The organism is Hyalangium minutum (assembly GCF_000737315.1).
Classification (GTDB): domain Bacteria; phylum Myxococcota; class Myxococcia; order Myxococcales; family Myxococcaceae; genus Hyalangium; species Hyalangium minutum.
Genome location: NZ_JMCB01000010.1, coordinates 1 through 17,166, shown reverse-complemented (window position 1 = coordinate 17,166; position 17,166 = coordinate 1). Strand labels below are relative to the sequence as shown.

The 17,166-nt window shown below is 64.7% G+C and carries 22 protein-coding genes and 2 pseudogenes; 12 read left to right on the top strand and 12 right to left on the bottom strand.

All coding sequences use genetic code 11. From position 1 onward, the window contains the following. Positions 1-25 precede the first annotated feature (25 nt). From DB31_RS25195 to DB31_RS25180, 4 genes are all read left to right on the top strand, one after another. Complete coding sequence (locus tag DB31_RS25195) at positions 26-880, top strand: alpha/beta fold hydrolase (protein ID WP_044192136.1); 855 nt, start codon at positions 26-28, stop codon at positions 878-880. Positions 881-901: 21 nt separating this feature from the next. Continuing rightward, positions 902-1,732 (top strand): enoyl-CoA hydratase/isomerase family protein, encoded by an 831-nt coding sequence (locus tag DB31_RS25190; protein ID WP_044192134.1) that lies wholly within the window; start codon positions 902-904, stop codon positions 1,730-1,732. A 56-nt stretch (positions 1,733-1,788) separates the two neighbouring features. After that, positions 1,789-2,160: a nuclear transport factor 2 family protein gene (locus DB31_RS25185; protein ID WP_044192132.1), complete on the top strand. Its 372-nt coding sequence runs from the start codon at positions 1,789-1,791 to the stop codon at positions 2,158-2,160. 305 nt (positions 2,161-2,465) lie between these two features. Continuing rightward, positions 2,466-2,936: a nuclear transport factor 2 family protein gene (locus DB31_RS25180; protein WP_044192127.1), complete on the top strand. Its 471-nt coding sequence runs from the start codon at positions 2,466-2,468 to the stop codon at positions 2,934-2,936. Between the two features lie 101 nt (positions 2,937-3,037). On the opposite strand, the gene DB31_RS25175 is transcribed toward DB31_RS25180, so the two are convergent. Further along, positions 3,038-3,856: a helix-turn-helix transcriptional regulator gene (locus tag DB31_RS25175; RefSeq protein ID WP_044192126.1), complete on the bottom strand. Its 819-nt coding sequence runs from the start codon at positions 3,854-3,856 to the stop codon at positions 3,038-3,040. Between the two features lie 89 nt (positions 3,857-3,945). Here DB31_RS25175 and DB31_RS25170 point away from each other — a divergent pair, with 89 nt between their 5' ends. From DB31_RS25170 to DB31_RS25165, 3 genes are all read left to right on the top strand, one after another. Beyond that, a complete protein-coding gene (locus DB31_RS25170) occupies positions 3,946-4,599 on the top strand; it encodes a glutathione S-transferase family protein (RefSeq protein ID WP_044192123.1) in 654 nt (217 codons plus the stop codon). A gap of 143 nt (positions 4,600-4,742) precedes the next feature. Then, positions 4,743-4,895, top strand: coding sequence for a hypothetical protein (locus DB31_RS49090; protein ID WP_157232157.1), 153 nt, complete (start codon positions 4,743-4,745; stop codon positions 4,893-4,895). A gap of 70 nt (positions 4,896-4,965) precedes the next feature. Continuing rightward, complete coding sequence (locus DB31_RS25165) at positions 4,966-5,265, top strand: DUF1801 domain-containing protein (protein WP_083968666.1); 300 nt, start codon at positions 4,966-4,968, stop codon at positions 5,263-5,265. Positions 5,266-5,694: 429 nt separating this feature from the next. Here the strand turns inward: DB31_RS25165 and DB31_RS25155 are convergent, their stop codons facing one another. From DB31_RS25155 to DB31_RS49700, 6 genes are all read right to left on the bottom strand, one after another. After that, a complete protein-coding gene (locus DB31_RS25155) occupies positions 5,695-6,279 on the bottom strand; it encodes a hypothetical protein (RefSeq protein WP_157232156.1) in 585 nt (194 codons plus the stop codon). Positions 6,280-6,621: 342 nt separating this feature from the next. Further along, a complete protein-coding gene (locus DB31_RS49085) occupies positions 6,622-7,356 on the bottom strand; it encodes a hypothetical protein (protein WP_157232155.1) in 735 nt (244 codons plus the stop codon). Positions 7,357-7,529: 173 nt separating this feature from the next. Next, positions 7,530-7,727, bottom strand: a complete 198-nt coding sequence (locus DB31_RS51785; RefSeq protein WP_075306192.1) for a transposase zinc-binding domain-containing protein — start codon at positions 7,725-7,727, stop codon at positions 7,530-7,532. A gap of 85 nt (positions 7,728-7,812) precedes the next feature. After that, positions 7,813-8,220 (bottom strand): hypothetical protein, encoded by a 408-nt coding sequence (locus DB31_RS25150; RefSeq protein ID WP_157232154.1) that lies wholly within the window; start codon positions 8,218-8,220, stop codon positions 7,813-7,815. Positions 8,221-8,461: 241 nt separating this feature from the next. Next, positions 8,462-9,874 carry a serine/threonine-protein kinase gene (locus DB31_RS25145; protein ID WP_052420224.1) on the bottom strand — a complete coding sequence of 471 codons (1,413 nt, stop codon included), beginning with the start codon at positions 9,872-9,874 and terminating at the stop codon, positions 8,462-8,464. 108 nt (positions 9,875-9,982) lie between these two features. After that, the gene (locus tag DB31_RS49700) at positions 9,983-10,777 is read right to left on the bottom strand and encodes a hypothetical protein (protein WP_052420223.1); all 795 of its coding nucleotides are present in this window, start codon (positions 10,775-10,777) and stop codon (positions 9,983-9,985) included. Here DB31_RS49700 and DB31_RS25135 point away from each other — a divergent pair. Together DB31_RS25135 and DB31_RS49075 are read left to right on the top strand one after the other, a co-directional pair. Beyond that, a complete protein-coding gene (locus DB31_RS25135; RefSeq protein ID WP_169787094.1) occupies positions 10,709-11,722 on the top strand; it encodes a sigma-54-dependent Fis family transcriptional regulator in 1,014 nt (337 codons plus the stop codon). The genes DB31_RS49700 and DB31_RS25135 overlap by 69 nt on opposite strands. Next, positions 11,719-11,883, top strand: coding sequence for a helix-turn-helix domain-containing protein (locus DB31_RS49075; protein WP_157232151.1), 165 nt, complete (start codon positions 11,719-11,721; stop codon positions 11,881-11,883). The genes DB31_RS25135 and DB31_RS49075 overlap by 4 nt, the downstream gene beginning before the upstream one ends. Before the next feature lie 220 nt (positions 11,884-12,103). Here DB31_RS49075 and DB31_RS25130 read toward each other — a convergent pair whose 3' ends face one another. The 3 genes from DB31_RS25130 to DB31_RS25120 form a co-directional block, all read right to left on the bottom strand. Next, positions 12,104-12,859 carry a DUF5953 family protein gene (locus DB31_RS25130; RefSeq protein ID WP_044192545.1) on the bottom strand — a complete coding sequence of 252 codons (756 nt, stop codon included), beginning with the start codon at positions 12,857-12,859 and terminating at the stop codon, positions 12,104-12,106. Then, positions 12,856-13,758 (bottom strand): DUF6310 domain-containing protein, encoded by a 903-nt coding sequence (locus DB31_RS25125; RefSeq protein WP_044192544.1) that lies wholly within the window; start codon positions 13,756-13,758, stop codon positions 12,856-12,858. Before DB31_RS25125 ends, DB31_RS25130 begins: the two co-directional genes overlap by 4 nt. Before the next feature lie 102 nt (positions 13,759-13,860). Next, complete coding sequence (locus DB31_RS25120; protein WP_044192540.1) at positions 13,861-15,012, bottom strand: methyltransferase; 1,152 nt, start codon at positions 15,010-15,012, stop codon at positions 13,861-13,863. 549 nt (positions 15,013-15,561) lie between these two features. On the opposite strand from DB31_RS25120, the pseudogene DB31_RS48055 reads away from it, so the two are divergent. The 3 genes and pseudogenes from DB31_RS48055 to DB31_RS25110 form a co-directional block, all read left to right on the top strand. After that, positions 15,562-15,820, top strand: a pseudogene (locus tag DB31_RS48055) (DUF5953 family protein); the annotation flags it as partial. 160 nt (positions 15,821-15,980) lie between these two features. Continuing rightward, the gene (locus tag DB31_RS46890) at positions 15,981-16,184 is read left to right on the top strand and encodes a LysR substrate-binding domain-containing protein (RefSeq protein WP_083968662.1); all 204 of its coding nucleotides are present in this window, start codon (positions 15,981-15,983) and stop codon (positions 16,182-16,184) included. Positions 16,185-16,217: 33 nt separating this feature from the next. Next, positions 16,218-16,583: a DUF1428 domain-containing protein gene (locus DB31_RS25110; RefSeq protein WP_044192106.1), complete on the top strand. Its 366-nt coding sequence runs from the start codon at positions 16,218-16,220 to the stop codon at positions 16,581-16,583. A 96-nt stretch (positions 16,584-16,679) separates the two neighbouring features. On the opposite strand, the gene DB31_RS25105 is transcribed toward DB31_RS25110, so the two are convergent. Together DB31_RS25105 and DB31_RS25100 are read right to left on the bottom strand one after the other, a co-directional pair. Further along, positions 16,680-16,922, bottom strand: coding sequence for a hypothetical protein (locus tag DB31_RS25105; RefSeq protein ID WP_044192103.1), 243 nt, complete (start codon positions 16,920-16,922; stop codon positions 16,680-16,682). After that, a pseudogene (locus DB31_RS25100) lies at positions 16,919-17,068 on the bottom strand (VOC family protein); the annotation flags it as partial. The gene DB31_RS25105 and the pseudogene DB31_RS25100, both read right to left, overlap by 4 nt. Positions 17,069-17,166 lie beyond the last annotated feature (98 nt).

Genomic DNA, 17,166 nt, shown 5'->3' with positions numbered 1-17,166 from the left:
ACGAGACATGGATGAGGAACGAATCATGACGAAGGTCGGGCAAGCGAACGCTGCGAATCTGACAGTCGAAGCAGCGAACGGGGTGAAGTACGCCTATCGACGGTTCGGAAAGACCGACGGCTCGGCGGCCCCGCTGGTGTGCTTCGTTCACTATCGAGCCAACCTCGACAACTGGGATCCCGCGCTCGTGGACGCGCTCGCCGAGCAGCGCGAGGTGATTCTGGTCGACAACGTCGGTGTCGGCGGCTCGAGCGGCAAGACGCCTGACACAGTCACGGAGATGGCCCATGGAGCCATCGCCTTCGTCGATGCGCTCAAGCTGCCGCGCGTCGACCTTCTGGGCTTCTCGCTCGGTGGCTTCGTGGCGCAGGAGTTCGCCTTGATGAGACCGCATCAGGTGCGCCGCCTGGTGCTCGCGGGGACGGGGCCTCAGGGGGGCGAGGGCATGCACATGTATGTGCCCGAGGTGCTCGAGGTTGCGCTGCGAGAGAAGATCGACGCCGACGCGATACTCACCCTCTTCTTCGAGAAGTCCGAGTCGAGTCGCTCCAAGGGTCGGGAGTTCATCCAACGCCTCCGCCTGCGTCAGGTCGACAGAGATCTCCCGGTCACCCGAGACACGGTCAACGCGCATCTGACCGCGATCTCGACTTGGGGAGTCCCGGACGCGTCGAAGCTCTCACGCCTCGCCGCAATCAAACAGCCGACGTTGGTCGCCAATGGAGACAACGACATCATGGTGCCGACGGCGAACACCTCTTTGCTGGCCAAGCACATTCCGAACGCGCAGCTGCGCATCTACCCGGACGCAGGACACGCCTTCTTGTTCCAGTACCCGGAGGAGTTCGCGGCCGAAGTGAATCGGTTCCTCGGTCGATAATCCAGCCACAGAGGAGCGAACATGAGCGAGCAGAGTACTGTCAATGTGGACAAGTCGAACCCGAAGATCGCCACCGTCACTTTCTCCAATGCACCAGCGAACGTGATCGTGCCGGAGACGGTGGCACGCCTTCACGAGATCGTGATGGAGCTGTCGACGGACGAACGACTCAGGGTCGTCATTTTCACGAGCGGCACCGAAGGCTTCTTTTTTAATCACTTCGATCTGCGACAAGCTGCCAAGTTTCCGCTCACTCAAGGGCCGAATGTGGTCCCGACGTGGGTCGATCTGGTGATCCGCCTCTCGAAGGCGCCCTTCGTTAGCATCGCAAAGATTCGTGGGCGAACGCGCGGAGGGGGCAACGAACTCGCTTTGGCGTGCGACCTGCGTTATGCGAGCCGCGAGCAGGCCATGTTCGGGCAGCCGGAAGTCGGTACCGGCATCCTGCCGGGTGGCGGGGGTAGCGAGCGTCTGCCTCGCCTGATCGGGCGTGATCGCAGTCTCGAGGCGATCCTTACGAGCCAAGACTACGATGCCGAGCTGGCCGAGCGCTATGGTTGGGTCACGCGAAGTTTACCGGACGCCGAGCTAGACGCGTTCGTGGATAAGCTCGCGGCCCGGATCGCTTCGTTCGACAAAGTGGTCGTGGCCGCCGCTAAAGGTCAAATCAACCGCGCATCATTGCCCCCGGACGCGGACCTCGCTGCTGCCTACGCGGAGTACTCGAGTTCATTGGCCTCACCCGGATTTCAGGCCAGCTTCGCGCGCCTGGGTCAGCACTTTGCCAAGGATGGACTCAAGGTAGAGCTTCGGCTCGGCGAGTACCTCGGCATTCTCGGCGAGCACTCCTGAGCCGAGCGCCCCTGTCCACGGCGACAGCCTCACAACAGAGTTTTCGAAAGGCAAAAATGAGCAACAAAGAACTCGTCATGTCTGCAATGACCGCGCTGTTCATCCACAGGGACCTGACCGCACTCGACAGGTATTGGGCCCCCGGATACATCCAGCACAACCCGCGAATGCCGAACGGGACGGACTTCTTCCGCAAGATAATCCCGAGCCTGAAGCCTGACTTTCGCTACGAACCGGGCCTGGTCATCGAAGACGGTGATTTTGTGATGATTCATGGCCGCTACGTCGGTTGGGGCGACAAGACCATGATCGCCGTCGACATCTTCAAGGTCGTGAACGGGCGCTTCGTGGAGCATTGGGACGTGATTCAGGAGGAAGTGTCCGCCGACAAGACGACCTCTGGAAATACGATGTTCCCGATCAAGTAGCGCATCAGAAGGATAAGGGCAGTGCGGGAGTGCCGAGAGCCACGTCGGTGTGCCCACCCCGTAGCCCTGGAGGGAACACGGCTGCTCAAGCCCGTGCGGCGGTTTCCCCCCTACACGGCTTCGATTCCCGCCGCCTCCATGCAGAACAACCCGTCGCGCTCAAGCGCTCCCCTCTGAGCAAGGGGGCGGGGCTTGCATTCCGGGACCAAGTCGGTTCTTGGCGGAGTAGAGGGGGACTGGAGGTTGCGCGAGAGCAGCGGGGGGCATTACCTACGGGCTCCTCTCTGCCTCCCAGGAGATGCCTCATGTCTGAACTCCGACCTCCCCTGCCTCCTTTCACCTACGAAACCGCCGTCGAGAAGGTCCGCAAGGCCGAGGACGGGTGGAACTCACGCGATCCGCAGCGGGTGGCGCTGGCCTATACGCAGGACAGCCGTTGGCGCAACCGCTCCGAGTTCGTCCAGGGACGTTCCGAGATCATCGGTCTGCTGACCCGCAAGTGGGAGAAGGAACTCGACTACCGGCTCATCAAGGAACTCTGGGCGTTTCACGAGAACCGCATCTCGGTGCGCTTCCAATACGAATGGCATGACGCCGCGGGCCACTGGTTTCGCTCCCATGGGAACGAGCAATGGGAGTTCGACGACCACGGCCTCATGCGCCGGCGCGAGGCGAGCATCAACGACGTGCCCCTCTCCGCCTCGGAGCGCAAGTTTCTCTGGCCCCTGGGCCCGCGCCCGGCGGATCACCCGGGGCTGCGCGAACTCGGCCTCTGACGTGGAGGGGGGCCCTGTAGGGAACACGCCTGCTCAAGCCGCCCTCCCAAGAAGAGGCGGCAGACGCGCTTGACGGTGATCCTCCCGTGAGGGGAGTGGGGTCACCTTGTCGAGGGCGACCCGACAAGCTCGCGGAGCAGCTGGTCGACTCCACGCGCGGAAGCATCGTCCGCCGGTGATAAGACGAACATGCTGAGGCCGTCGCTGCCGTCGACCGACAACACCGACGTCTCGAACACGAGCTCGCCGACATTCGGCCGGACGAGCCGCCTGTACCGCACACCGTGCGTGTGCAGCTCATTCTCGGCCCACAGCCGTCGAAAGTCCGCGCTCGTCTCCATCAACTCGTCGACGAGCGCAGCAGCTTCTTCGGAGGCACCTGCACGCGCGATGTCGACGCGAAACGCGGCGAGGCACGTGCGGCGCATGTCATCGCCATGCGGCAGGAACGTGGCGGCTTCGGGATGAAAGACCCGGCGCAGCATGTTGCGGTCGCGCTCGGGAATCGCGGCGTAATCGCCGATCACCGCCACGGCGGCGCGATTCCACGCGACGATCTGAAACGTTGGCGTCTTCACGAACGCGGGCACGTGCAGGTTGTCGAGCACGCGCTGCAGCGCTGGCGTGACCTCGGCGGGTGGCGTAGGGCGACGCGGTGGCGGACGATCGTGAGCGAGCAGGAACAGCATCTCGCGATTCGTGGCGTCGAGCTCGAGTGCGCGAGCGAGGCGTTCGAGCACGTCGTCGGACGGCACGCCGCCGCGGCCTTGTTCGAGCCACGTGTACCAGGTGACGCTCACTCCGGCGCGCGCCGCGACTTCCTCGCGACGAAGTCCGGGAGTGCGACGCCGCTCGGTCGATTCGGGCTGAAGCCGCTCGCGGCGAGCGCGGAGAAATTCGGGGAGGGTGGTAGTCGCCATACCGGTATGCGGGCACGCCTTTTCGAGCGGACTCGCGCAGCTTACGGTTCGCCCATGACCAGGACAATGCTTCGGGCAAGGGGGAGCAGATGCTGACGCTGCATCATCTCGGGCGTTCGCAATCGGAGCGGATCGTCTGGCTCTGTGAGGAACTCGGGCTCGACTATGAGCTGAAGCGCTATCCGCGCCGGGCCGACAACCGGCTGGCCCCGCCGGAATACAAGGCGCTTCACCCGATGGGCACGGCGCCGATCATCACCGACGGCGACCTCGTCCTCGGAGAATCCGGGGCGATCTGCGAGTATCTGATCCAGACCTATGGCCCGGGCCGGCTCGCGGTGAAGCGCGGCGAGCCCGGTTTCACCGACTATCTTTACTGGTTCCACTTCGCGAACGGGACGCTGCAACCGGCCGTCTTGACGGTGAGGAGCCTGGAGCGCGTCGATCCTTCGGACAAGAACGCGCCGCTGCAGGCGGCCAAGGACCGGTTCAACCGGGTCTTCTCGACGTTGGAGAAGCGGCTGGGGGAGGCGCCCTATCTGGCCGGTGAAGCGTTGACGGCGGCGGATATCATGACGGTGTTCTCGCTGACGACGATGCGGCTGTTCAAGCCGTATGATCTCTCACCCTGGCCGAACATCCTGGCCTATCTGCAACGCATCGGCGCGCGGCCGGCTTATCGTCGGGCGATGCAGAAGGCCGATCCGGATTTGACGCCGGTACTGGGGGCCGTCCCGGAATAAGCCGATGCACGCAGGGTACGGCTTCCTTGCGAGGGTGTCCCTGGCGGCACCTCTGGGGGTCTGGTGGGGCGGCGCGCTGGGGCTCGGCGGCCGGTTCTAGGGAGCGCCCGCCGCACCTGGGCGAGGCCGAGGCCTGCCCGCTCATGCTTCAGACGCTGGGTGTCGGCGCACAGGCCAATGGCACGCTCCGGCTCCCCGTGGAGACGCGGGCCGGCGAGTACCGCATCCTGCAGATGGAACAGTCCGCGCTCGTCGACGATCTGAAAAGGACATCTGGCTGGATCCGGTGTTGCTGATGCAGCTCGATTCCACAAAACTCGCCGCAAACTCGCACTCTTCGCCAAGGTCACCGGCTGGAAGCCGAAGATGTGGGGCCCGACCATCGTCGGCTACGGCACGTATCACTACACCTACGACACCGGCCGCGAGGGCGACGCGTGCGTCGTCGGCTTCTCCCCACGCAAGGCCAGCCTCTCCGTCTATTGGGGCGGCGGCGAGGGCGCCGAGACCCAGGCGCTCTTCGCCAAGCTCGGCAAGCACAAGATGGGCGACGGCGGCTGCCTCTACATCAACAAGCTCGCCGACGTGGACATGGCCGTCCTCGAGAAGATCGTCTCCGGCGGCCTCGCTCACATGAAGAAGAAATGGCCGGTGAAGGGCTCCTAGCTCAGATCCGCTCCTTACTGGCCGCTGCCTCACTCCCCGCTCTCGCCTCCTCCGGAACTGGCTCCTCCTCGTCGGAGATTTCCTACCTCATACCACCCAGTCTTGAGAGGTCACCTTGATTCGCATCTGGAAGAAGAGCGCTCAGGCATTGCTCGCCGCATCCGTGGGGTTCGCCGTTTCATTGGGTGCCACGCAGGCCCTTGCCACGTCACACCAGGGGCCGCCCATGTGGGAGTGCGACAAGATCTGCACAGAACAGTGCGTGGACGCAGGGTTCAACTACGGCTTCTGCCACTCCGGGGAGTGCGCCTGCTATTACTGAGCCGCCTGATAGGTGCGCATAGGACGTCCAGTATCGCTCGCACTCCTCTCGCCGCAGACTTCAGTGGGCTTGCCTCAGGCCTTGACCTGGCGACCGTCAAAGATCAATCATTTGACCGCGTCGATCCAGACCTGGACAAGCGCCGTCTTTTCCTTGCTGTTATCCCCGGGAACGCTGACGTTCACATTTCCCTCAATGGCCGTGTCGATGCAGTTCAACGTCAAGGGGATCGATGCAGTGCCGTAATCCGTCCCTCCTTGAAGCCCGTTCTCAATCTCCCAAACTTCGGCAGTGAGAGTGATGGTGACGGGGGCCTCGACAGAAGAGACGACGTCGGTGATGTGGCCAGGGCGGTTGTAATGCTCTGGGTACGCAACCTTGTAATAGGAGACGCCCTCCGAGGGTTCCGGGTATCTGGGCAACGAGACTCCGTTGGCGTGGTAGCGCACCTGGAGCTCCAGATCTCCCTCGTAGTTGATGATATTGGTTCGCTGATCTCTCAGAACCTTCAGGCCCCAGCCCCAAATCGAGTAGGTGCACGTGCTGAACGCGCTTCGCTCAAGGGGGGCCTCACCCGGCTCACTCACCTCCGTGGCGACAGCGTCTGGCGGGGGGCCGCCGCAGCCAACGCTGGCCGCCGCACTTCCCAGGAGCAGTCCTACAGGCATCCACTTCAGTCCAAGTCTTGGCATCTCGGTGAACCTCCGTTGACTTGGAGCCTGAAGCTACTGAGCAGGGGGCCGGAACCGCAAGGTGGGAACGAACCTCCAGAAACGCGGGATTCCGATCGCGAAACGCGAGGAAGCGCGGGCATGCCACCGCGGCGGTGTGAGAAGCGGGGTGGGACGAAAACTGGCGCGGTGTGAAGATCGTCCGAGAAGCCCGCCGCCCGCGCCACAGGGGCTGCGGGCTCCTACATTTCGGCACCAGACGATCTCTGTCGCCGCGATCGCTACGCCGCGTTTCCTGCGGATCGTCTCCAGGAGGGGGGCGAGCCTTGCCTGCTGACCCAACCACAACCCTCTCAAGACATCTCACCGTCGGTCCAGATGCAAATCGCGACGCCCGAAAAGTGGTCTAAACGGTGAACCCTCCCGCACATCGCTCGGCTGAGGGAGGAAATGTCTTACAGGTTCCACCGGTATGTTTTTCTTCTCGTCGACGATCCTCTCTACAGTTTTTCCCTTAATCGTATTCTTGACCTTCATCGTCCTGCCCAAGTACTCAATCTGTTTGCAGTCCGTATCGTGCACTTGCCCTATCAGAAAATACTCTCTTTCATTTCCCGAGACGTGAGGGTTTGAGAAAGGCGTCCTTACTTTCAAGACGAGGTGCAACTTGCGCCCCGGGTATCTTGTGTTTTGGCTGAAGTTGTTTGTCTTGCACCCTGAAATCAGTGGGGAATGGGCCGAGCTTGTCGCGTGATCTTTGCAGATTTTCGCGATGGCCTCATACTTGAGAGTCCCTCTCAATTTGCTCTTAGGGTTGAGGATTGCCGCTACATCCACTTCGTCTCCTTCGAATACAAGCGTATTCGAATTGTCGCACCGCACAATTCGCAGCATGGGGCCGTCGACAACCGTGCATTTCAATCTAATGCTGCCCGTGACACCTTTCGCGGTGGTTACGGTGAATACTTTCTCCCCGGTATAATTCTTGGCCTGGAAGATGAGATGACCGTTCAGCCCTACCGAGCCCTGCCGAGAATTCAACGTCTTGAAACGTTCATTGAAGACCGTCTCGCTTTCTTTTCTATAGAAATCTGACATGTGTGCTCCCAGGTAAAGCTCATAGAGAACCTCAATGGCTCCCTGGGGAAAGCAGTCTGGTGAAAGTACAGCGCGGGCGCTGTGAGATGCTTCACTCGATGTGCGTGAAGCGCTTCGCAGCGCCCCCTACGTCAAGTCGATTTTCAGCCGAGTGCCCAGGTCCAGCCAGTTCCTCAGGGTGCCCCTGAGGAAGGCTCTGATTGCCTCCGGCAGAGCGTCCAGCATTCTTGCGCTCCCAGCGTGACAGCAAACCCTCGGTCCTTGCACGAGAAGGCGACGAGCAGCTCGTCCTTGCAACTCTCGCAGCGCACTCGCGCGAAGCCGTGCGCCAGCACTCCGCATTCCAGGTACTTGGCGAAGTCCCGCTCCACGTACCGGGGCAGGCCGCCCGAAGTTCATCAGCACGGCCGGCCGTCTGAACGCCGCATACGTCTCTGGCGACCCTGTTCGATGGCATCACCCGGCACAACCTGGAGGGGAACTCGAGTAGGCCCGGTACACGCCAGTCGCCCAATAGGGATAGTTCCGCCACCCCACGACGAATGTGAGGAGCAGCAGCGCCGACTGAAGCAGCGCAGGACCCGGGTGCGTCGTCCACCGCCTCCATGAGGTGACGGTCAACAGGACAGAGACAACCGGGATCAGCAGACCGCCAGCGACGAGCCCGGCCTTCGCCAGGAACAACGGATCCTGAGAGTGAGGCGCGTCGTAAGAGCCGTCGATGAAGATGCGTTGGAATGGCTCCATGGATGCGGCATAGGGCGCTGCGGCCAGCAGGAGGGCTGACAGAATCAGCTGCATCACGAGGGCTCGCGGAGCGCGCTGCTCCAGCGAGAGCTTGGTGATTCGAGGGATACCGATCATCCCCACAGGTCCTTCCTCGACGAGACGAAGCTTCTGGACCGCACCCAGGAGTGTATCACCTTGCGGCCTGTGGGCCTACCGCGCCTGGCACTGATAGGCACCTCGTATGGAGGCGAGCTGAGCTACCTGATCCCGCGGAGGCTGGCGGCAGCGACAGGGCCGGGAGGACTGCGCAGAGCCATGCAAGACGCTGCCTTCTGAGAACGGGGGCGGCGTTCTGGGAGGACCCAACCCCTCTCAATCACCGGGGCGGCTTCGCGCCAGAGGTGTTGGGACGCTGGGCGCCGGGGGCGAAGATCGGCACGTAGCAGGCGCCCTGGTACATGTGGCCCGTGGACGCGTCGCACTCTTCCCGGTTGACGCCTATGCGTGACCAGCAGACTCCGTTGAGAACGACCTGCCGGGGATGGGGGCATCGGCCCTTCTTGTCGGGCTGAGTCTGTCCCTCGTAGGGCTCGGGAAGCGTGTCCGCGGCCACGGGCTGGGAGGAGGAAGGAGGGGAAGCGGTGGGGGAGGCGGAAGCCGCCGTCTCGCCAAGGCCCGCGGGCGCACCCTCGGACGGGCTCGCGCCAGCGGCGAGGGGCTCGGCGTCTGGAGCAGGCCCAGCACCATCGCGAACTCCCAGCAGGAGCAGCAGGGCCACTCCCGCCGCCCTGGCGAGGAACGCTCCCGAGGTGGCTGCGTGGGCCAGGCGGTGGCGGCGCGCGGGCTGCGCAGGCTGGGCGGAAGGGGCGGCGGAGGCAGCAGGGGAGGGCGAGTGGAGCGAGTCCGCGGCGCGCTCCAGCGCAGGTGCCAGCTCAGCGGCGGTGATGCGCTCCTCGGGGCGGATGGCGAGCATGTGCAGAATGAGCTCGCGCAGCGGCGGCTCCACCCGGGCCGAGAACAAGGCCCGAGGCAGCCTCAGCGAATCCAGGTACCCGTGGCCCTGCGCATCCTTCTGGAGGTCACCCATCTCCGGGTACTTGCCGGTGGCGAGCACGCAGGCGGTGACGCCCAAGGCGAACACGTCATCCGCAGGGCCAGGGCGGTAGCGCTCCGAGGAGAGGCGGTGGCGCTGGGTGAAGAGCCAAGCCTCGGGGGAGCGATAGGCGGGAGTGCCCGGGGGCAGCTGCTGAGGAGTGAGCGAGGTCGCGTCCGGGTAGATGCCGGAGCCGAAGTCAGTGACGAACAGCCGGTTGTCAAAGCGGCGGATCAGGAGGTTGGCGCCCTTCAAGTCGCGGTGGAGCGCGTCCTGCACATGGAGGTACTGGAGGGTGAGTGCCACCTGCGCCAGCAGCCTCAATTGCTGCGCCGCCGAGGGACGGAACATGCGAGCCCAGTCATAGAGGGGCACGCCATCCACCCACTCCATGGCTACAAAAGGGTGGCGCGCGCCGGTAGGGCTCACCCAGAAGCCGGAGTCCACCAGCCGGGGAATGTGGGGGTGCAGCGTGCGCGAGAGCAGCTCCCGCTCGCGGCCATAGCGAGGATCCTCCGGCAGCATGGCCACCTTGAGGGCGACGGGAGGCAGGTGCTCCTGGCCGATGCGGACGGCGCGGTAGACGGCGCCGTTGACGCCCCTACCGGCCCAGTCCACCACGCGCCAGGGCCCCACCTGCGTGCCGAGAGGGAGCAAGGCGGGGTGAAGCGGAGAGGACGCGGAGTCATTCAGCATGAGTGGCGTCAATCCTACCTGAAAGGTAGGCGCTCGTCAGGTGACTCATGCAGGGAGGCCCCGCGTCCCCTCTGCGGGAACGCGGGGCCGTGACTCACGGGGGCGTGGCTAGGACGTCCGGACCGGCAGCGGCAGCGGCGACCCCGAGGACTCGGAGAGCGGGGGCAGCTCGGCGGAGAGCGCCTCGACGAGCTGGAGCACCTGCTCCAAGGGGATGCCCTTGAAGTCCACCACCGCCTTGCCCTTCTCGTTGCGCAGCAGCACCTTCACCCGAGCGCCCTTGCCCTTGGGGAAGCGCTGCGCCACCGCCTCGGAGTACTGCTCGGCCAGCGCCACCTTCTCCGGAGGCAGGGGCTTGGTGGAGGTGGGCCTGCGCTTGCGCTGCAGCGCCCGGCGCATCTGGTCCACGCTGCACGCGCCGAACGGCTGCTCGGTGACATGCCCGTTCTCGTCTGGCACCTCGATAGGCGTAGGGCCCGGCTCCTCGTGGTTCAGCTCCAGCCCGGCCGCCTCCGTGTACGTCACCAGCAGCGACAGGCACGTGACGCCGAAGCGCCTCGCCACCGGCTCACTGAAGTTCTCCGCCACCACCCCGTACGTCTTCAGTGTCGCCACGGACAGGTCCGCCAGGTGCTTGCGGAAGTACTCCGGCGCGTCTTTGTAGTCGGCCTTCTCCGCCAGCTTCTTCTCCACGATGTGGTTGTAGATCTCCCCCATGCGGTGATGGTTGGAGTTCTCCTGGGACATCAGCCCGAGCAGCTCGGTGCGCAGCTGCTCCAGGGTGGAGTCCTCCGGGATGGCGCGGGGAGTGACATCGTCATTCCAGATCCACGCGTGAGCCGTCAGCAGGCGGCGCTGCGGCGGGAAGGTGCGCGGTGGGTGCTCGAGGACTTGTCGGGCCAAGGGACGGTGGTGGCGGGCCAGCGGGTGCGGCGCGGCGAGCTGGAGGATGGAGTGGACGCGCAACTGGGCCCGTGGGTCGCGCTGTTCCGGGAGCGCGGCACCCGAGGCGGGGAGGGCGGCACGTGGACGAAGCGGGGCACGGAGCTGCAGCCGCGCGACGCCGTCAAGGCGGAGGGCCTGCCGCCCGCCCAAGTGCGTGTGAAGCAGGGCACCACCGAGCGCGTGTACACGCCGGACCCCGGCCGGTTCACGGTGGGCAAGGCCCCGGGCAATGCGCTGGTCATCCAGGACAAGTACATCTCCAGCCGGCACTTGGAGGTGGAGCGGAGCGCGGCGGGCTTCCACGTGAGGGACTTGAACTCGACCAACGGCACGTACCTGGCCGGGGTGAGGGTGTTGGAGGCGGAGGTGCCGCTGGGCACGGTGCTGCAGGTGGGCGAGGCGGAGCTGCGCTTCGAGGCGCAAAGCGCGGGGGTGGAGCCGGAGGGCTTCCACGGGCTGGTGGGGACGGACCCTGCGCTGAGAGAGGTGGTGGAGTGGGTGCGGCGAGTGGGGCCGGCGCCGGTGGTGGTGACGGTGCTGGGGGAGAGTGGCACGGGCAAGGAGCTGGTGGCGAAGGCGCTGCATGCGTGCTCTCCGCGGGAGGGCAAGCCCTTCATCGCGCTCAACTGCGCGACGCTCTCGCCGGCGCTGGTGGAGAGCGAGCTGTTTGGGCACGAGAAGGGGGCCTTCACGGGGGCGGACATGCGGCGCAAGGGGGCCTTCGAGGAGGCGGATGGGGGCACGCTGTTCCTGGACGAGGTGGGGGAGCTGACGCTGGAGCAGCAGGCCAAGCTGCTGCGGGTGCTGGAGAGCGGGGAGGTGAAGCCGGTGGGAGCGGCGCGAGCGCGCGCGTTCCCGAGGTTCCGGGCCGTCCGCCGCCGCTGGAGCTGCCTGCGGGGGTGACGTTGGAGCAGATGCTGGGGAAGTTGGAGCGGCAGCTCATCGAGAGCTCGCTGAAACGCTGCGACCACCACAAGGGCCGGGCGGCCAAGGAGCTGGGCCTGGCGCGCTCCTCGCTGTTCAAGAAGCTCAAGGAGTGGGGCTCGGGCCCAGAAGGGGACTAAAGTCCGGCTCCTTCCCCAGCAGTCCGGGGTTTCTTCCTACTCCTTCCAAGGAGAAGTTCATGAAGCACGTGTTCGCAGCGCTCTTCGCCGTCACCATGGTGGCTACGGTGCATGCTCGGCCACGTTCAAGTGGGTCTGTCCGTAAGCTGAGTCACACCGGCACCGCAGTGGGCCTCTCTACCATCGCCAGCGCCCGCGCAGCGCGCCCCGAGCCGAGCGGTCACGGAGAGTCGCGCCCGCCGATCACAGGGAAGCGCTCGTAGGCCCGTTTCAGCGCGTCCAGGTGGGCCGGGTTGTCGAGGTCGAGCGGCGCATCGGTGAGCTGCACGACCCCCCCGCCCGACGCCGTGCGCCGCGCCCGTGTGAGCAGTTCGCCGTCGCGCGAGGGGTCTGGGAATCCGATGGCGCGTGCAGCAGCGGCAGACCAGTAGTTCAGCCACCCGAGGAAACAGGGAATCTCAGGCGAGGGGAGCTTCTGTGGAAGGTTAAGCGTGGGAAGTCCACGGGGTGAGACCTCTGGTGCATGAGTCGAGTGGCGATACTGCTGCGCGACTTCCGAGCCGTAACCATAGGGCGACGCATGCCCCCAGAACGCGCGTGCGCCCTCCGCCACGGCTTCAAGCACAGCCGCCGCTGCCGCGATCACAGGCTCGTCCAGTGGCATTTTTGCATGGACTTCAAACATGGGCTGACCGCCTGGGCTGAGGAGTCCCGGCCTTTCCCTTCCATCAACTGTCACGGGGGAACTCACGTCCCCGTTGCACACAATCGGAAACTCCCCGTCTTCAATGCTTTCTAGGAGCCATGCATCGCGCTGTGGTAATGGGATGGGGCGCCCTCCAGCGGAGAGCCGCCATTCCAGACGCAAGCCCGGGAGCGCCTTTTCCATCCCATGGATGACGTCGACCGTGCGACCGTCTTTGCCCCCGAGTGCAGGTGCGTAGACGATGAGGGTAAGGGCTCTAGGCGTGGTCATCGTGTGCATCCCGTGACGACGACATGGAGCGAGGAATCCGCTTCCATCAGTGCTTTTTTGTGCTCCAGGGTGCTCACCCCAACAACGAAGTCATATCCACATGCCAGGGCGATGGCTCGCTCCTTTGGGATTTGCTTGAGTTCCTTCTTGATCTCCATGCCCTGGACGAAGGCATTGTACTTATCAAATTGATGGGTCTTGATCTCCCAGAGCACGCGCACGCCGACTTGCAGCGCATCAAAGCGTATTCCTCCCACGCGCACGTCCCTGCCGGGATAACGGTTGGGCGGAAACGTGTCGGCGCACTCGTTATGCGGATTATCTTTGGATGCGCGCGGTACCGGGATGGCCTCGCACTCCGGGCGGCGCGGGTTGGCGTCTGGTACTGGGAAGATGTCTCCAGTGGGCGACCCCTTTGGCTTAGGTGTTTGGTTCGCTAACGGCTCCTCAGCGGGTGTCGGTTGCGTCCTGAGTTCCGCTCGCTCGCGGTCTGCGTGCCGTTGATAAGCATCAATCCCCTCTTGGACGGCGGCTGCCACCACCACCGCGCCAATCACAATCACTGCACCCGCGACGATCTCGGGCGCGGCAAAGATACAGAGGGCTACGACTGCGGGAGCGGCTGCATCCACGGAGGCAATGGCGCACTTTTTGTTGACATCCCGAAACCTGACCCTGTCGCGATCGAGCGCGTGAAAGCACCGCTTCGCAAGGATGGGCCATTCGTTGGAGGCTTCGCGCACCACGCACTGCCCATCATCTGTCCAGGGGTACAGTGCCGCCCGCTGAAGATTGGCGTACCTCGGACTCGGATCCTCCGTTTCGCCCAGGCTCGGATCCATCGTGGCGCAGGCCGAGAGAAGCAGCAGCAGGGGGGCGTGGCACGTTCGGATGCGCATGGCCATGTCCTTTCAATCAGGCGCGGGAGTTCACACTGTGGGTACAGTGTCAACTAAAGAGGACCTGCGGTGAATACCTCTGCCTTGTGCTACCCGCGGTGCTCAAGGCGCAGGCGCCAGGCAGTAGAGCGTGGTGACCTCGCGCGAGCGCGCGGCGTGCAGCGGATCCGACCGGTCCCTCGCCTTGGAGTGCCGCGCCTGGGTGGACCGGGTCCACTTGACGGTCAGTCCGCAGCGCGCGAGCTGCTCGTCGAGCCAGCCTGCCGGGCGCAGGCCCAGCAGCACCGCCAGGTTGGACAGGAGGAGCAAGCCCTCTCCGCCGGGCTCGAGGTGAGCGGTGAGCCCTTCCAGGAAGCGCCGCAGGAAGAGGTTGTCCTCGTCAAACACCGCGCGGTCCACCCGATTCTTGGGAGGCTCGGGGATCCACGGAGGGTTGCTGACCACGAGGTCCGCCCTGCCCTCGGGGAAGAGATCGGTCTCCACCCCCTGGAAGCGGTTCGCAAGGCCCAGTCGCTGTGCGTTCTCTCGCGCACAGGCCACTGCCCGGGCGTCGCAGTCGGTGGCCACTACGGAGACCGCTCCGCTCTGGAGGAGCAGAAACGAGAGCACGCCAGTCCCAGTCCCCACATCGAACACGCGCTTGCCCTTCACCTGTGGCAGCGGGAGCAGCAGTTCCGCGTAGTCGGTGCGGGTCGGCAGGTAGACGCCATAGTGCGGGTGGAGCAGGCCCTTGAGGCCAGGAACGGCCAGGCCCTTGCGCCTCCACTCCGCAGCCCCGAGCATTCCGAGCAGCTGCTTGAGCGGGACGACGGTGGTGGCGAGTTCGGGCTCGCCCCACACCTGGCGGCACGCCTGAGCCACGTCCGGCGCCCGTGCCAGCCCCAATCGGTAGTCCCGGTCGAGCGCGACCACGATGCGTGACAGCGTCTCGTGCTCCAGCTGCCGTGCGCGTCGCTCCGCCCGGAACGCCTCCAGCAGCGAGCCAGCCCCCGCCGGGCGCGAGAGCCGGCGGCCCATGGCGCCGAGCAGCTGCTTCGCATTGTGGAAGTCGCCGGTGTACAGCAGGTACTCGCCGCGCCGGACGCGCTTGAGTGCCGCGTCGGCGCTGAGCCGATCGTCCACCGGCGAGAGGCGTGCCGGCGTGGGCTCGTCACTTTCCGAGCGCCACCTGAACGGCTCCCCCAGTGGGGGCCCGGACGGCCCGGCGGTGGGCGGCGGCCGTTCCTCCTTGCCCTGCGGTCCCTTTTTCTTCATCGGCTCCTCGGAGTGGAAGGTGCTCAGCACCGTACCCTAACGTCCTGGCCCGGCCGCCAGGAGACTTGTCTCCCACCACGGCTGCAAGCAGCGGGTCGTTCCGCAGCGTCTCATGGTCCACCAGGTCCTCGTCACCGCACGCGATGCCTCGAACGAATGGCCGATCTTGGCAGAGAGGTGCTTTCACGCGCTCGATCGCGACAGGGTCAGGTTCCGAGATGTCACCAAACGATGCGCCGTTGCCTCCGCGGATGCAGCCGCCCCCGCAGTCGTGGCCCTCTGTATCTTTGCCGCGCCCGAGATTGTCGTCGGTGCAGGAGTTGTTGTTGGTGCGGTGGTGGTGGCAGCCGCCATCCAAGAGGGGATTGATGCGCAGCGAAGCGCACAAGACCGCTCTGAAGTTCGCGGATCCCTCCCTCAAAGTCGTTGTCATTGATTGGTGCTGAAGTGGCCGTTAGCCAGAATGGTATTGGCATTATCGTCTACGCGCCTGCACTCAAGGGCGACGATGGGCGACCTCTCGCCATCGTTCATGGAATGGAAGGTGCGATTCCCGGCTTGCGTCTGGGGTGGACGCTTTCTGAAAAGGAAACCTTCGTTGCATTGCCTCACCGCGATGAGTGGGTCGAGGTTCCCGGACCCGGCCCGCGATGCCGAGCTGCTCACGCGAGCGCGTCGCACGCCGTCGGGCGGGTGGGTCGTACAGCTCACCGATGCGCCGCTCGACCTCGACAACCCGGCCCACCTGGACGCGCTGAAGCGGGCCTACGAGCGCTTCCCGGCGATCGGCGGGCGCGACTCTCCGTGACCGCTCGGCTCGGGCCGCGTTGCGCGGGTGCTGGCGAGGGGCAAGCAGGGTGCCGGACGTCCAACTCCGTCCGGCGCCCTGCTGGCGGCGTCCTCCTCCGCCTGCTCCACGCTCCTAGTGGACTGTCCGCACTCCGCAACCGTATGTCTTCGAGGCGCAGGTGAGCACGCTGCTCGCACAGGGCCGCCTGGTGAGGGCACTCGAGGACTGGTGCCCCTCCTATCCCGGCTTCTTCCTCTACTACCCCAGTCGCCGTCAGATCCCGACGGCACTGCGAGCCTTCGTTGATTTCGTGAAGGCCTCGGCATCATCGGGAGACAGAAGGTCGCTGGGCCTTGTCGTCGACTACACGCAAGGATGTTAGCATCCGACGGCAAAGAACCCCGAGGAGGATCACATGGCTACGTACGTCGACGGTTTCATCATCCCGATCAAGAAGGCGAACCTCAAAGCCTACAAGAAGATGGCGACCATCGGTCGCAAAGTCTGGATGGAGCACGGCGCCCTCCAGTATTTCGAGTGCATCGGCGACGACCTGCAGGAAAAAATGGGCATGCCCTTCAAGAAGATGTGCAAGCTCAAGCCGGACGAAACGCTGGCGTTCTCGTTCATCATCTACAAGTCGAAAGCCGACCGGAACCGCGTCAACAAGCTCGTGCATGCAGATCCGCGCATGCAGCCGGAGCAGTACAAGACGTTCAAGATGCCCTTCGACATGAAGCGCTTCTCGTTTGGCGGCTTCAAGACGATCGTCCAGGGCTGAAAAGGCCCAAATGGTGCACCGCCTCGCAAGAGGAGAACGGGGGCGGCGCTTGCATTCCGGAACCAATTGGTCCTTGGAGGACCCAATCCCTCTCAATCACCGAGGCGGCTTCGCGCCAGAGGTGTTGGGACGCTGGGCGTCGGGGGCGAAGATCGGCACGTAGCAGGCGCCCTGGTACATGTGGCCCGTGAGCCATGCATCGCACTCTTCTCGGCTGACGCCCCTACCGGCCCAGTCCACCACGCGCCAGGGCCCCACCTGCGTGCCGAGAGGGAGCAAGGCGGGGTGAAGCGGAGAGGACGCGGAGTCATTCTTGACTCGGCCTTTCGGCCAGGTCACTGCGCCTCGTGACACACGGCCTCGATGTTGTGACCGTCCGGATCGAGCACAAAGGCGCCGTAGTAGTTGGGGTGGTAGTGAGGCCGCAAACCCGGCGCGCCGTTGTCCTTGCCGCCTGCCGCTATCGCCGCCTTGTAAAAGGCGTCGTAACCGTTCACCGGGAGGGACTTGGTTGGGGAGAGAGCAGCCGGAGTAGAACCCTATTGAGCAGGTAGGCCGTGCCGTGTTCTACCTGCTGAGTGAG

What these genes read in the sequence shown, in the direction of transcription:
- DB31_RS25195 (WP_044192136.1), top strand. Translation starts at nt 26, where the DNA reads ATGACGAAGGTCGGGCAAGCGAACGCTGCGAATCTGACAGTCGAAGCA.
- DB31_RS25170 (WP_044192123.1), top strand. Translation starts at nt 3,946, where the DNA reads ATGCTGACGCTGCATCATCTCGGGCGTTCGCAATCGGAGCGGATCGTC.
- DB31_RS25165 (WP_083968666.1), top strand. Translation starts at nt 4,966, where the DNA reads ATGTGGGGCCCGACCATCGTCGGCTACGGCACGTATCACTACACCTAC.
- DB31_RS25145 (WP_052420224.1), bottom strand. Translation starts at nt 9,874, where the DNA reads ATGCTGAATGACTCCGCGTCCTCTCCGCTTCACCCCGCCTTGCTCCCT.
- DB31_RS25175 (WP_044192126.1), bottom strand. Translation starts at nt 3,856, where the DNA reads ATGGCGACTACCACCCTCCCCGAATTTCTCCGCGCTCGCCGCGAGCGG.
- DB31_RS25110 (WP_044192106.1), top strand. Translation starts at nt 16,218, where the DNA reads ATGGCTACGTACGTCGACGGTTTCATCATCCCGATCAAGAAGGCGAAC.
- DB31_RS25150 (WP_157232154.1), bottom strand. Translation starts at nt 8,220, where the DNA reads ATGATCGGTATCCCTCGAATCACCAAGCTCTCGCTGGAGCAGCGCGCT.
- DB31_RS25185 (WP_044192132.1), top strand. Translation starts at nt 1,789, where the DNA reads ATGAGCAACAAAGAACTCGTCATGTCTGCAATGACCGCGCTGTTCATC.
- DB31_RS25130 (WP_044192545.1), bottom strand. Translation starts at nt 12,859, where the DNA reads ATGACCACGCCTAGAGCCCTTACCCTCATCGTCTACGCACCTGCACTC.
- DB31_RS25155 (WP_157232156.1), bottom strand. Translation starts at nt 6,279, where the DNA reads ATGCCAAGACTTGGACTGAAGTGGATGCCTGTAGGACTGCTCCTGGGA.
- DB31_RS49090 (WP_157232157.1), top strand. Translation starts at nt 4,743, where the DNA reads ATGCTTCAGACGCTGGGTGTCGGCGCACAGGCCAATGGCACGCTCCGG.
- DB31_RS25120 (WP_044192540.1), bottom strand. Translation starts at nt 15,012, where the DNA reads ATGAAGAAAAAGGGACCGCAGGGCAAGGAGGAACGGCCGCCGCCCACC.
- DB31_RS49085 (WP_157232155.1), bottom strand. Translation starts at nt 7,356, where the DNA reads ATGTCAGATTTCTATAGAAAAGAAAGCGAGACGGTCTTCAATGAACGT.
- DB31_RS25125 (WP_044192544.1), bottom strand. Translation starts at nt 13,758, where the DNA reads ATGCGCATCCGAACGTGCCACGCCCCCCTGCTGCTGCTTCTCTCGGCC.
- DB31_RS25190 (WP_044192134.1), top strand. Translation starts at nt 902, where the DNA reads ATGAGCGAGCAGAGTACTGTCAATGTGGACAAGTCGAACCCGAAGATC.
- DB31_RS25180 (WP_044192127.1), top strand. Translation starts at nt 2,466, where the DNA reads ATGTCTGAACTCCGACCTCCCCTGCCTCCTTTCACCTACGAAACCGCC.